General features: G+C 69.1%; 11 protein-coding genes. All 11 read right to left on the reverse strand.

From position 1 onward, the window contains the following. Window positions 1-4 precede the first annotated feature (4 nt). Window positions 5-1177 (reverse strand): glycosyltransferase, encoded by a 1173-nt coding sequence (locus IU452_RS04970; RefSeq protein WP_195107699.1) that lies wholly within the window; start codon window positions 1175-1177, stop codon window positions 5-7. A gap of 4 nt (window positions 1178-1181) precedes the next feature. Next, the gene (locus IU452_RS04975) at window positions 1182-2513 is read right to left on the reverse strand and encodes a glutamate-1-semialdehyde 2,1-aminomutase (RefSeq protein ID WP_195107700.1); all 1332 of its coding nucleotides are present in this window, start codon (window positions 2511-2513) and stop codon (window positions 1182-1184) included. Further along, window positions 2506-3840 carry a GNAT family N-acetyltransferase gene (locus IU452_RS04980; protein ID WP_195107701.1) on the reverse strand — a complete coding sequence of 445 codons (1335 nt, stop codon included), beginning with the start codon at window positions 3838-3840 and terminating at the stop codon, window positions 2506-2508. The genes IU452_RS04975 and IU452_RS04980 overlap by 8 nt, the downstream gene beginning before the upstream one ends. Continuing rightward, the gene (locus IU452_RS04985) at window positions 3837-5195 is read right to left on the reverse strand and encodes a glycosyl hydrolase family 28-related protein (protein ID WP_195107702.1); all 1359 of its coding nucleotides are present in this window, start codon (window positions 5193-5195) and stop codon (window positions 3837-3839) included. Before IU452_RS04985 ends, IU452_RS04980 begins: the two co-directional genes overlap by 4 nt. Then, window positions 5192-6487, reverse strand: coding sequence for a GNVR domain-containing protein (locus IU452_RS04990; protein ID WP_195107703.1), 1296 nt, complete (start codon window positions 6485-6487; stop codon window positions 5192-5194). The genes IU452_RS04985 and IU452_RS04990 overlap by 4 nt, the downstream gene beginning before the upstream one ends. Beyond that, window positions 6478-7866 carry a hypothetical protein gene (locus tag IU452_RS04995; protein WP_195107704.1) on the reverse strand — a complete coding sequence of 463 codons (1389 nt, stop codon included), beginning with the start codon at window positions 7864-7866 and terminating at the stop codon, window positions 6478-6480. Before IU452_RS04995 ends, IU452_RS04990 begins: the two co-directional genes overlap by 10 nt. A gap of 48 nt (window positions 7867-7914) precedes the next feature. After that, window positions 7915-8919, reverse strand: a complete 1005-nt coding sequence (locus tag IU452_RS05000; protein ID WP_195107705.1) for a CgeB family protein — start codon at window positions 8917-8919, stop codon at window positions 7915-7917. Further along, complete coding sequence (locus IU452_RS05005) at window positions 8916-10283, reverse strand: lipopolysaccharide biosynthesis protein (protein WP_195107706.1); 1368 nt, start codon at window positions 10281-10283, stop codon at window positions 8916-8918. Before IU452_RS05005 ends, IU452_RS05000 begins: the two co-directional genes overlap by 4 nt. Further along, window positions 10276-11421, reverse strand: coding sequence for a glycosyltransferase family 4 protein (locus tag IU452_RS05010; protein ID WP_195107707.1), 1146 nt, complete (start codon window positions 11419-11421; stop codon window positions 10276-10278). Before IU452_RS05010 ends, IU452_RS05005 begins: the two co-directional genes overlap by 8 nt. Then, the gene (locus IU452_RS05015; protein ID WP_195108257.1) at window positions 11418-12461 is read right to left on the reverse strand and encodes a glycosyltransferase family 4 protein; all 1044 of its coding nucleotides are present in this window, start codon (window positions 12459-12461) and stop codon (window positions 11418-11420) included. Before IU452_RS05015 ends, IU452_RS05010 begins: the two co-directional genes overlap by 4 nt. 144 nt (window positions 12462-12605) lie before the next feature. Continuing rightward, window positions 12606-13151, reverse strand: coding sequence for a PadR family transcriptional regulator (locus IU452_RS05020; protein ID WP_195107708.1), 546 nt, complete (start codon window positions 13149-13151; stop codon window positions 12606-12608). Window positions 13152-13169 lie beyond the last annotated feature (18 nt).

Here is a 13169-nt window from a genome sequence, read left to right on the forward strand (position 1 = left end):
ATCTTCAGCGGTAGGGATGGGTGGTGAGGGTTTCGTCTACTACCGTGGCGATTCGGGTGCGGAAGGTAGTGGGGGAGAAGGATTCGGCATGGTGGCGGATCGTGGTGGGGTTGTAGGAAGGGGTGAAGTGGCGCATGGCGCGGGCGAATTCGGTGATGACCGTGGTGTCGTCGCCGGGTGGGAGGAGTTCGCCGGTGATGCCCGGGAGGATGGTGTCGAGGCTGCCGCCGGAGGCGGTGGCGAGGACCGGGGTGCCGCAGGCCATGGCTTCGACCGGGACGATGCCGAAATCTTCGATGCCGGGCATCAGCAGGGCGCGGCAGCGGCGGTAGGTGTCCAGGAGGACGTCGTCGGGTGCGGCGCCGAGGAACGTTGTTTCCGGGCCCGCGAGGGCTTCCAGATGAGGCCGGAAGCGGCCGTCGCCCAGGACGACCAGTCGGCAGCCCGCGCGTTGGGCGGCGCGGATCGCCAGGTCCGGGCGCTTGTAGGGGACCAGGCGCCCGGCGAACAGGAAGAAGTCCCCGCGCGGGATCGAGGGGTCGGGGGAGAAGCGGTCGATGCGCACGGGTGGGTTGATCACGGTGGCGGGCAGGCCCCACCAGTCGTCGATGCGGGCCGCGACCGCTCGCGAATTGGCGATGACGTGGGTGAGCCGGGGTGCGGCACGCAGCTCACAGCGGCGCGCCAGCCGACCGAGCGCGGCCAGGGCGAGCTGTCCGGCCCGCCCGCCTGCTTCGCGGGCGCGGAAGGCCGGATCCCATCCCCAGCGGGCCGGGCTGTGCACGTAGGCGATCACGGGAGCATCGGTGGCGAGTGCGGCTTGCGTACCGAACGAGTGGTGGCTGACAACCACCGCATCGACGTCCCGGTGCAACGGCAAACGACGCAGCGCGCGGGGAACGAAAGGGAGTAACGGCGCGTGCGAATGCCTACCGATTCCCGCGTGGGCCCGCGTCAGCCAGGTCGTGCGGAACGCATGCGGCTCATCGTGGCGACCCGGGGCCTCGGCGAAATCTCGTGCAGCAGCGGCTCGTACCGCCCCGAGGCACTCGTCCGAAACGATCGGCGCGAAGACCTGCGCCCGTGGCCAGATCTTCAGAAACTCCGCGACCACCGCCTCGGAGCCACCGTATTCGGTGAAACGCTCGTGCACCACCGCGATACGAGGGGTAGCCATCCGATCACGCTCCGGCAGGCTGGATATAGCGAGGTTCGGCATACCGCCGCAAGGCCGGGGCCACCGGCCGCCCCCGCAGCAAACCGTCCACACTGCCGTGCTCCAATGCGCGGCAATAGATTTCGGCGGCCCACCGGCATGCCTCGACGGTCCGGTCGATATCGTCGTCACCGTGGGCGGCCGAGGTCACGAACGACTGTCCCAGCACCCCGTGTTCGAGCAACTCCTGCAGAAACAGCGTGCGATAGGGCTGCGACGGCCGGCCCCGCGGATCGCGCGTGACGAAGATCAGACACGACGGCCGCCCGATCACCTGCAGATAGTCGCCGATCCCCAATCCGGCGGCGACCCTGTTCACCCCGTCGGCCAACCGTCGTCCCGCCCGCTCCATGGCGCCGATGGGATCGGTCTCCCGATACGCCCGCACGACCGCACGAAACGCCGCCAGCGACCCGGTTTCCGGGCCGTGCGTGGTCGACAGCAGAAACACCCGATCGCGCTCGGTGCGCAAACCACCCAACTCCATGAATTCCCGCCGACCGGCCAGCGCCGAGAGCGGGAACCCGTTCCCCATCGCCTTACCCCAGCACGACAGATCCGGCGTCACCCCGTACACCTGCTGCGCCCCACCGGCCGACCACCGGAAACCCGTGATCATTTCGTCGAACACCAGCAGCGCGCCGTACCGATCGCACAGCGCCCGAACCTCCCGCAGATATCCGGGCGCGGGTTCGGCCAGCGCCGTGGCCGCCTCCATCACCACGCACGCCACCGTATGCGAATCGAGCACGGCGGCAAGGGCATTCACATCGTTGTACGGGAACCGCACGGTGGCGGCGGGCCGGGCGACTCCGGCGCTCATCTCGGTGGTGCCGATGAACCAGTCGTCGACGGAGAAGAACGGCTGATCGCAGATCGCGATGGTCTCGCGCCCGGTCGCCGCGCGGGCCAGCCGCACCGCCGCGGTGGTGGTGTCGGAGCCGTTCTTGGCGAACTTCACCATGTCCGCGCCCGGCACCAGCGTCAGGAAGTCCTCGGCCGCGGACAGTTCCAGCGCCGTGGGCCGGGAGAAGTTCATCCCGTCGGCGATCGTGCGGGTGACGGCGTCCACCACCGGCCGATACCCGTGGCCGAGGGTGACCGACCGCAACCCCATGCCGTATTCGATGTACTCGTTGCCGTCGCAATCCCAGACGTGACAACCGCTGCCGCGCACCAGGATCGGCGCCATGGCTTCCGGATACTGGTCTTCGCCGCGCGCGTAGGTGTGCGCCCCGCCCGGCACCAGGTCGTGCAGCCGGGCCTGAACGGCGTTGCTGCGTGCGAAATCACGCATCGCGCACCCCCTGATGCGGTTCGGCGACGGTGGAGGCCCACAGAATGTGGTCGGCGCGGCGGCCGCACGGTCCGGCGTGATTGCGCATGATTCCCTCCTCGAGCAGTCCCGCGGAGGCGGCGACCGCGGCGGATTCGGTGTCGGCGGCGTCGATCTCCGTCGCCACCCGGTACAGACCGAGCATGTGGAAGGCGTAATCCAACAGCGCTCGCGTCGCCGCCGTGCGGACACCGATGTCGGCGCGGGCGGGGTCGGCCCAGACGAACATCCGGGCATTGCGATCGAACATGTCCAGATCGAACAACCGGGCCTCCCCGGCGTAGGCGCCACCGACCTCCAACACCAGGACGAGGCCGCCGGGCGACCGCAAACCGCCTCGGCTGCCGGCGAATTCGCGCCACCATGCCGTGCGGCTGTGCTGTCGTTCCCAGTCGCCGGGGGAGCCGCCGTCGAGCCGGTGACGGTTGTGCAGCCGTGCCTCCCGCCAGGCCGGGCCATCGGACAGTCTCCGGCTACGCAGCACGGTGTCGGAACGCCCGGGAACCGGAATCCGCACCGGGCAGCCGCCGCGCAGGAGCGCGAATCGGCGCCGGATCGCCCCTCCCAGCAGCCGGACACCTACCGTCACGATCGTCATCGGCAGCCCGAGACGAGCCGGATGTCCACCGCGCTCGCCGGGCACCTCGGGCCCCGCCGAGGCCCGTTTTGCGAGCACGTGCCGGATCCAGGCCTCGGCGAAACCGCCCTCCGGGATATCGCCGCGGGTGACCGCCCACAGCGCGTGATCGCGACGAGCGCCACCGGCATCGAAGTAGCGCACCATCAACGCTTCCCGCACGAATCCCAGTTCGGCGGCGGCATGCGCGGCCGCGGCATTGGCCGGCGAGATGGGCGCCACGACCCGTTCCAGCCCCAGCGCGTGAAAGCCGTAGTCCAGTACCAGCGCGGCGGCCAGCCCGCCGAATCCGTGGCGAGCCAGCCGCGAATCGATCCATATGCTCAATTCGGCCGTGCCGGACCGGGTATCGATCGAGCAGAGCTCGCACTGCCCGGCGAACCGGCCATCGATCTCGATCACCCCGGACAGCCGCCGTCCGCGGGCGACCTCGGCGGTGGCGACGAGATACTCACGCAGCCACTGCTTCTCGGTATGCCGCTCGTCCCAGCTCGATTCCGAGCTGTACCAGAAGGGCTCGATGAGCGCGCGGTCGCGCACCCGAAGCCGCTGCCAGTCGGCATGGTCGGTGCACCGTGGCGGCCGGATCACGACGTCGCATCCGTGCAGTCGCGCGGGCCCCAGCCGGACGCGAGTGAGTCCCGCGCTCATGATCGCGGCCGCTGTTTACCCAGCGGTGCGGTCGTCACGCTGCCGTCGGTACCCACCGACAGCCGCCAGTAGCCCCCGGCCGAATCCTTGAGCACGATACCGCCTTCGGGTCGATCGGAAAGCCAAGCGCCACTGGGTAGTACGGCCGACAGCACGTCACCCTGGCGATCCTGCACCTGCATGATGTCGGTATCGGGCGCACCGGCCTGCACAACCGTCGTCCCGGCAAAGGTGGCCCCGTGCACCTTCCCGCGCCCGATCACATGCCAGCCCTCGGGGAAGGAGCGCGGATCCACCTCGTCGTAGGAGCCCGATATCAGGTTGATCGCCGTCCCTTCGGGGCAGCCCGCGCCGTCGATCTGCACCTCGGTTGGCGGATTGTTCAGGTCGGGATCGAATTGCACATTCGCCAGATATGGTTGGCGGCAACGGTTGAGCTGCAGGCAGATTCGGCGGGCGGCGACCTTGCAGTTGACCATCCCGAACTGTGCGGGCCCGCCGCGGTCGGTGCCGACCGACAGCGCGGTCTCGGCGCCCTCGAACCAGACATTGGTGAACCACCAGTCGTTAGCGGCGCCGTCGATCAGCACATGCTTGTCGGTGGATCGCATATCGCTGTCGGAGACGAATTCCACATTGGACAGCGCGAGCCCGGCGTTGTGATCGCCGCCGGTGCCCAGCACGCCGACGCGGTTGTTGGTGAATTTGCTGGAGGTGACGTAATTCTGGATGCAGGAGGTGACCAGACCGTATCCGAAGTTGTTGATATCGCAGTCGATGAACGCGGTCCCGCCGGTATTGCCGTCCAGCACCACCCCGCGCTGCTCGATGAACCGGGGAAAGTTGTCGGCCAGGTGATTCCCGCGCAGCACCACCGCTTCGAACGAGCACCGGAAGCATTCGGTGAGGTGCGCGGCGGTCGATTTCGCGCCCGACACGTAGAATCCGATGCGGGCGAAGCGAACCCGATGCTTGCGGCGCAGCGAGATCAGTGTCCCGTCGCCGTCGTAGGTGATGGTGGTGACGTCCGCCCCGTCCCCGAGAACCGTGGCGTAGTCCGGTAATTCGGGCCATGCGGTGACGCGATAGTGTCCCGACGGCACATACAGCACCAGCGGGCGATCACCGACGGCCACCGCCGCGGCGAGGGCGGCGGTATCGTCGGCCTCGCCGTCGCCGACCGCGCCGAAGTCGCGGACATTGCGCGCCGACGGGGCATCGCTGACGTGCGGGGAACGGAATTCGATCGCCGGAGCCGGGCGTGGCGAGCAGGCCATGAGCGATCCGGCGCCCGCCGCTCCCAGGGTGACCGCCAGCAGCCGCCGTCGCCCGACCGGTCCTTGCGCCGCGTTCATGCGCGCCTCCGCAGTCGCCCCAGCAGATTTCGTATCGACCTACCGGGCCGGGAGAACACCACGACCCCGGTGAGCCGATCGTCACCGGGCCCGAACGTCGCCAGGGCACCCCGTACCTCGACGGAGGTGGTCGATCCGAGCTCCACCACACCCACCGTGGCATCGCAGCGGCGTGCCAGCACGATCGCGTCGGCGGCCGCGGTGACCGGCGCGGCCTCCACCACGATGTGGTCGAAATCGCTGCGCAGCTTGGACAGGATCTCGGTGAACCGTTCGGACGCGAGCAGATCCGGTGTGCGGGTATCCATCACGCCCAGCGGCAGTACGCTGATTCCGGCATCGGGCCACGGTGTGACGGCGTCGTCGAGCGGTGTGGATCTGCGCAGCAGCTCCGACACTCCCGCGCCGGTGGGCACCGGCACCCGGCCGGAACTGCCGTGGCCGGTGGTGTCGGCGTCGATGAGTATCACCCGATGCCCGGTATCGGCGAAGGCTCGGGCCAATCCGACCGACACCTCCGGCTGCGACCGGCGCGACAGCGACGTGAGCAGCACACTGGACGTCTCGGCGCGGTCGCCCAGCCGGGTGCGTAGCCGCCGCAATTCACCGGCGGCACCGGGTCGCCCGTCGTCGACGATTCCCAGTATCGGCACCGGCACGATCGCCGCCACATCTGCAGAGGTGCGCAACCGCCGATCGAGGCGATCGCGGGCGAGCGCCGCCCCGAAACCGATCATCAGCCCGCCCAGCAGCCCCAGGGCCAGGGTCCGCTTCCCCTGCGGCCCACTCGGCGCGGTGGGCATGGCCGCCTTGTCTACGACGGCGACGCGCGCCGCGGGTGCGGCGTCGACCTGGATCGTCTCCAACTGGCTCACCATATGCCGGAACTGCGAGACCACCTCGTCGGTCAGGCGGCGCGCCCCATCGGCGGTGCCGTCGCGCACCGAGACGACGAGGATGGTGGTGGCCGGGGGTGAGGCCGCGCTGATCCGGCCGCGCAACTCCTCCGCCGAGGTCGCCAAGCCGAGCTGATCCTTCACCCGCTGTGCCACGGTCTGGCTGGTGACCAGATCCAGATACGACCGCACCCGCTGCTGGGCGGCCAGCCCACCCTGATAGGAGTCGTTGACCGACGTGCCGGTCGCCATCGACACGTAACAGGTGCTCGAGGCGGTGTAGGTGACAGGTTGCGTCCGCACGTATCCATACGCGGCGGCGAGGCAGACCAGCACGGCGGCCACGATGATCGGCCAGCGGCGTCTGGTCAGATGCCAGAGATCGGTCAAACCCATTGCCCAGCCCTCGTTTTCCCGGCGATCGGCGGCACCGCGAGCGCCGGTGGCCCGGTCGCGTGCCGCCGAAATTCGGTCATCAACAGATAGGTGATCCAGACCAGCACCATGGCCTGCACGTATTTGCCCAGCGTCTCGACGGTGCCGAGCATGCCGCGCTCGAACAGCACCGGCACCTCGATCAGCGCCAGCGCGAATACCGCGGTCGCCACCCGCGGGCTGTACAGCCACCGCGACCAGAGCAGCAGCAGCGCGAAGGTGAGCGAAACACCCAGCGCCACACCGGCATAGCCGCCCAGGACATAGCCTTCGTTGATATTGCCCTCGGCCAGCGACACCGATACCCGGGACATGTCGACCGACTGCCCGCGCACTTCGGTCGCCCAGGCCGTGCCCGAGCGGAGCTTCTCCGAGCCCAGCAGTTGGCTGGGTATCAGGCTCTGCACGGCATGGGTGATCACCTGTGCCGGGGTCAGCCAGGAATGCGGTCCGGCGTAATAGGCGTCGGTGGCCGCTTCCAGTCCGTCGAAGCGGCGTAGCAGGCTCAGAAACGGCTGCACCACGGCGGGATAGACGGAATCGGCCTCCGCCGCTTCGGCTTTGGCCGTCTCGCTGGATTTGAACGACTGCAGCCAGCCGAAGCCCGCGATCGCCGCCACCGTGATCGCCAGCACCCCCGCCACTTTCAGCCTCGTCCACCCGGTCATCGCGCAGCGCACCGCGATCGCCAGGGCCGCGCCCATGATCGGTGTCTTGGACTGCACCGTGGCCGTCCACAGCAGCTCACCGAAGGTCAAGGCGCCGATCACCAGCATCGTGGTGCGGGGCCGGTCGGTGCGCACATAGACGATGAGCCCGACCGCGCCGATGGTGGCGAGGATCGTGATGAGGTTGATCAGGGGGTTGGGGCTTTCCAATTCCCCGGCGCGCCCGTTGTTTCCGGTGGCCACGGCCGCCAAGCGGCCCAGGGTGCCCACCGCATACACCGCGCACAGCGTCGGGACGAACACCGGATCGTGCGCGAAATGTGCCCGCGGCTCTCGTCTGCCGAGGTCCTGGGCGCGCATACGGGTCCAGAGCACGTATGCCACCACCAGACCGGCATACAGCCACAAGCCGAATGCGACCGGACGCAGCACTGCGGCGATGCCGTCGTCGTAGCCGATCGACGCCAGCCGCGGGTCGGGCACGTTGTCGCCGTAGCGCGGTTCCGGCCGGACCCACAGCAATACCACCGGACGCGCCACATACGACAGCGACCAGTGCGCGACCTGCGCGATCAGAAACACCCGAATCGGCCCGGCCAGCCAGCCGGCGGCGACCACGATGATCACCAATGCCGCTGCGACGAGGCCGACTTCGAGCTGCGCAACGCCCATCACGGTGTGTCCTTCATCACCCGTATGTCCGTTGTGGCGGGCGCGCCGTTACCCGATCGCATGGATGATCTCGCGGGCCCGGTCGACGTAGCGGTGGCTCCCGGCGAGGATGCGGTGATATCCCGCCTCGGCCACCTTCGCCGCTTCGTCGGGTCGGCGAGCGCAGCGGTCGAGAATGTCGTGGAGCTCGGCGGGGGAGGAGAACAGAAAGCATTCGCTGCCCTCGGCGAGCAGCGCGGCGTGTTCGTCGGTGCGTTCGCCGACGAAAAGCCCACCGGCGGCGGGTATTTCGAAGCTGCGGCAGGTGTGGGTGTCGCGGTTGGCCGAATTGAGCAGCACCAGATTGGCGGTGATCGCGGCGACGGCGACCGAGAAATGCTCACCGTAGACCGGTCCCCGCACCGCCGCTCTGGTCCACCACAGCGGGGGGACCCGCCGCCAGCCCGGCCCGTAAAGTGCTATGCCGCACCCGTAACGGCGGGCCAGATCGACCAGCAGGCCGCGCCGATCGGGGCGGCATGCGCCGATGAATCCGGCCAGATACCGGTCGCCGCCGCGGCGGGCCGAGGGCCGATGCCAGGCCGGATCGTAGGCGCTGGGCACGAACGCGACGGCCCGGGCGCCGCGGTGGCGCAACTCGGGCACATTGTGCCGTTTCGTGGTGACGATCAGATCCCACTGCGATTCGCAGGCAAGGTAATCGGCGGTGGTGTTCTCCGGATTGGTGACATCGTCGGGGCTGTAGTGCACGTGCAGCGCGGCCGGGACCGACAGCAGCCGCTGCTGATCCAGATGGACGGCCTTGAACGCGAACACCATATCCGGCACGAAGTCCGCGGCCACAGCGTCGATTCGGGCGTGCACGGCTGCCACATTCCAGGGTGCGCGCCGACCGGCCACCTTGGCGTACACCCAGGGCGGGGTGAGGCGGGCGGGCAGTGTCACGGGCGTGGTGTCGACGACCACGACCTCGTGACCGGCCTGGCGGAATCCGTCGGCCAGCGAGCGGGCATTGCTGCCGACCCAATCGTCGCCGAGATACAGAATTCTCACGACAGTCCCCCCTCATAGGCGGCGGTCGCGATGGGCGGGCGCGTCGACCGGGCACCCCGTTCGCGCAGCACCAGCCAGCGCATGCGCACCAGATACCACAGGGCGACGGCGATTTCGGCGCACACCGTCCCGTACACCAGTGTCCACACCGAATGTGTTTGCATCGCGATCCCGAGCGCCACCGCAGCCACGCAGGTGCCGGCCACCGCGCCGATCAGCACCCCCGCGGTGTCCTGCCGCACGGGCAGCACGGCGGTGGTGACGAAGGAGGTCACGGTCGTGGCGGGCAGGATCAAGGCCTCCACCCGCAGCAGCGGCACCGCGCCGTCGAAGGCGCTGCCGAACATGATGTGGACCACGAGCGGCGCGGTCACCCACACGGCCAGCACCGCCACGACCGCCACCGCGACGCACGCCGCCAGCGAGCGCACCGAACTGCGCCAGAACGATTCGTCGGTGCTGCGGCGCGCCATCCGCGGCAGCAGGGCGAATCCGATCGGGTCCAGCAGCGATTGGATGGCCCGCACCAAACGATCTCCAGCCGAATACAACCCGAGCGAGGCGGCGTTGAGCACCGCCGCGTACACCGCCGCCGAGCCCTGCCCGTAGCTGGTGACCAGCGCGCGTGAGGTCAGCATCGGCGCACCGATGCGCAGCACGCGCCGCACGTGCTGCGGGCGGCCCGGAATTCCGAAGGTGCGCCACGCATCCCACCAGGTGAGCGCGACGGTCAGCAGCGAGGAGAGCAGCAGGCACAGCAGCGCCGTCGAGGCGGTGGGGTAGCGGGGCAGCAGCACCACCAGCAGCACGAGATAGCCGATCCGGCCCGCCCCTTGATACAGCGTCGACGCCCCGAACCGGCCCTGCCCGATCAGCAACCAGTCCTCGGAGATCGACCAGACCCCGCCCGCGAACAGCCCGAGCAGGATCATGTGCAGCGGCGGCGGCACCCCGATCGCCAGTCCGCCCAGCAACGCCAGCCCGATGGTTGAGAGGGTGGTGGCGCGAATGGCGAGGTAGGTGCCGCGCAGCCGATCGATGTCGGTTTCGGCGCGGGCGTCGTGCACCTTGGCCGCCAGGAACGAGGTGATGCCCAGATCCACGGCCAGCGATCCGATGAAGTACGCCGACATGCCGATCGCCAGCAGGCCGACCCCGTGGGTGCCGAGCTGGCGGGCTATCAGCGGCAGGGTGACCACGGTGATGACGTATTGGCCGTATTTCCCGAAGCTGACATAGCCGATATCGCGGAGCACACCGGCTACGCCCGTCTTACCCTTCCGATGCCCACCCCCGCCGCGTCGCCCGCGTGCCCCGTCGGCGCGCCGGTGACCGCTCGGGTGGTGGCCCGCGGAATCATCCATGCCTTACTCGTTCCCGCCGCACCGAGTGCAGCAGCGCCGCTACCGTGCGGGCCGACTCGGTGATATCGAACTGCTGCGCGCGGAGCTGGGCGGCATCGGCGAGTTTCGCACGCAATTCCGGATTTTCGATGAGTCCGTCCAAGGCCTCGGTCAGCTGCCGCCGGTTCCCGGCGTCGACCAGCAGGCCGCTGTGTCCGGATTCGACGATCTCGGCCGGACCGCCGGGACGGGACGCGATGACCGCGCAACCGGCGCGCATCCCCTCGACGACGACCTGGCCGAACGGTTCCGGCAGCACCGAGCAGTGCACGAGAATGTCGGCCCGGCGGAGATGGGGTTCGGGATCGTCGAGGTGTCCGGTGAAGGTGACCGGAAGGGCGAGGTCGGCCGCCAGGCGTTCCAGTTCGGCCCGGTACGGCTGCTCGTCGAAGAAGGTGCCGCCGATCAGAAATACTTGGTGGGGACGAGTTTTCGTGTCGGCGAGCGCACGCAGGAACACGTCCTGCCCCTTCCACGGAGCCAGCCGCCCCACCATCACCACGACGGTCTGCGCGGGCGGGCGCTGCTTCGGACGGGGTTCGGTGCGCGCCTGTGGTTCCAGCCCGGGGTAGGCGACGACGGCCGCGCGGCGCCAGGTGAACAGCGACGACAGCGTGGTGCGGCTGTTGGCGATGCACGCCGGGGCCAGCACCCAGCCCAGCATGCGGATCACCGGCGCGAGCACCGGCCCGAAATAGTCGGCCGTGATGCGGTCGTGCACCTGCCAGACCAGTGGAATGCGGGCGCGCCGGGCCGCGACGGCGCCCACCAGCAGCGCCTTCGTGCTCTGCGCGATCAGCACCGAGGCCTCCAGTTCCCGTGCCGTGGCGCCCACCGCCCAGCCCACGCGCAGCAGTGCCGCCGCACCGGTGAGCAGGCGAAGCGGACTCGCCTTCTCGATGGTCATCGCGCGGCTGTCGAAATCGTTGCGCTGCACCCGGGTTTCGATGCCCCGCTCGCGCATGCGGGCCACCATCGGCCCGTCGGCGGTGGAGACGACGGCGACGTCCAGGTGCGGGCGCAGTGCCGTCACCAGGCGCAGGGTGGCGAGTTCGGCTCCCGAGGGCTCCGCGGTGTGGGTGAGGAAGACGGCCTTCACGAGTCGTCCACTTCGCGATAGAGGGCGATGTGGCGGCGGGCGGCGATATCCCAGGAGAACGACTCTGCATGGGCGCGACACTGTTTGGGCGAGGGTCGCGCACCGCCGAGGGCGTCGGCGAGGCGCTGCGCGAGCGCCACCGGATCGCCCGGCGGCACGACGAGCGAGGGGTCCAGGCCGCGCACGGCGTCGGGCAGGCCACCGCAGGCGGTGACTATCGCCGGACGTCCCGCGGCCAGCGATTCCAGTGCGATCAGGCCGAAACCTTCCAGCGCCAGCGACGGCACCACGGTGCAGTCGGCCCGGCTGTACCACTGCACGAGGCGGGTGTCGTCGATCCGGCCGGTGAAGCAGATCGAGGGCTGGTCGGCGGCGAGGGTGCGCAGCGACGCCTCGGCCGTACCGGTTCCGACGATCACCAGCCGCGCCTCGGGGAGGTGGTCAAGGACGGCGGGCCAGCAGCGGATCAGCACATCGATACCCATCCGGCGCTCGAGCCGCCGCACGCACAGCACCGTCGGTGGATGATCGTCGGACGACGGGATGGTCGCGAACCGGTCCACATCGACACCGGGCGCGATGACGGCTATCCGGTCGGGCGCAACCCGATAGTCGGATATCAGCAACTGCCGGAAATGGTCGGACAGGACGACGAAACGATCGGCGCGGGCATAACGCAGGCGTTCCAGGAGATATTTGACACGCACAGTCCGGTCGGTTTCTCCGGCGGCTCGGCTCTCCTCCGCCCAGGGCCCGTGAAAATGCACGACGAGCCGTCCTGTGGCGGGCGGACCGTACAAGCAGAAATGTCTGTCCAGTATGGTTTTGCGCGAGATATCCGCAAGATCGAAAAATGCGCGCCGGGCCCGGTGCAGCGTCTTTCCGCCCGTCGGCCCCCAGGACCGCGCCCCGTCCGGCGCCGCACCGAAAGCCGTTGCAGTAATGGCGATCTCGTCTCGTCGCCGCAGTGCGCAGTACAGTTCGGTGAAGTATCGGTTCAATCCGCCGGGTGCCGAGCGGAACCATTCCGACCCGGTCATATGCACCCGCAGCTCTTCCATGCGACCCCCGGGTCGATCGATCGTCGCGGTGACGGCGAACGTCTTTGCAGGCCACAGTCTAAGGGAATCGCCGCGCCGAAGACGGGCCAACGGAGAGCAATCCCGGTGGAATTGCGGAGTCGATCAGCGCGGCGCGTTCAGCTTGTCAAGATCGGTGAGAACTTTTTCGTGCCATTCGATTTCGGCCTGGATCCGCAGGCGGGCGTGGTCGACGATGAGGTCGTCGGCGAGGCTCTGATCGGGCCAGCGGCGGTCGAGTTGATGTTCGATGCGGGTGGCGCGGGTGCGCAGGGCGGCGATGCGGTCCTCCAGATAGCCGCGCAGCAGGTCCCGGTCCAGGTCGGCGCTCACGGCGAGCGCGAGATCGACCGGGTCGGGCCGGATGTCGACATCGGTGAAGGCCTCATCGCGCAGCGCACGCAGCTCGCGCCTGCCCTCCTCGGTGATCTCGTACACCGTGCGCGCGGGCAGGGCGCCCTGCTGCTCGGTGCGCAGCGGGCGGATCAAACCCTCGTCCTCCATGCGATGCAACGCACCGTAGAGCGAGCCCGGCTTGACCCGCGACCACAGATCGGCCCGGTCCAGGCGGGCGTCGCGGCGCAGCTGATGGCCGTGCATCGGGCCGCGCCGCGCGAGGGCGGCCAGGACGAACAACCGGGTCTCGTTCATATCCCAAGTCTGACACGA

Origin of the sequence: Nocardia transvalensis, assembly GCF_015477765.1 — a bacterium.
Lineage (GTDB): Bacteria > Actinomycetota > Actinomycetes > Mycobacteriales > Mycobacteriaceae > Nocardia > Nocardia transvalensis_A.

Bases quoted from the DNA above. Each gene is read 5' to 3' on its own strand.
- IU452_RS05005 (WP_195107706.1), bottom strand. From the start codon at position 10,283: ATGGATGATTCCGCGGGCCACCACCCGAGCGGTCACCGGCGCGCCGAC.
- IU452_RS04975 (WP_195107700.1), bottom strand. From the start codon at position 2,513: ATGCGTGATTTCGCACGCAGCAACGCCGTTCAGGCCCGGCTGCACGAC.
- IU452_RS04985 (WP_195107702.1), bottom strand. From the start codon at position 5,195: ATGAACGCGGCGCAAGGACCGGTCGGGCGACGGCGGCTGCTGGCGGTC.
- IU452_RS04995 (WP_195107704.1), bottom strand. From the start codon at position 7,866: ATGGGCGTTGCGCAGCTCGAAGTCGGCCTCGTCGCAGCGGCATTGGTG.
- IU452_RS04970 (WP_195107699.1), bottom strand. From the start codon at position 1,177: ATGGCTACCCCTCGTATCGCGGTGGTGCACGAGCGTTTCACCGAATAC.
- IU452_RS04980 (WP_195107701.1), bottom strand. From the start codon at position 3,840: ATGAGCGCGGGACTCACTCGCGTCCGGCTGGGGCCCGCGCGACTGCAC.
- IU452_RS04990 (WP_195107703.1), bottom strand. From the start codon at position 6,487: ATGGGTTTGACCGATCTCTGGCATCTGACCAGACGCCGCTGGCCGATC.
- IU452_RS05020 (WP_195107708.1), bottom strand. From the start codon at position 13,151: ATGAACGAGACCCGGTTGTTCGTCCTGGCCGCCCTCGCGCGGCGCGGC.
- IU452_RS05015 (WP_195108257.1), bottom strand. From the start codon at position 12,461: ATGACCGGGTCGGAATGGTTCCGCTCGGCACCCGGCGGATTGAACCGA.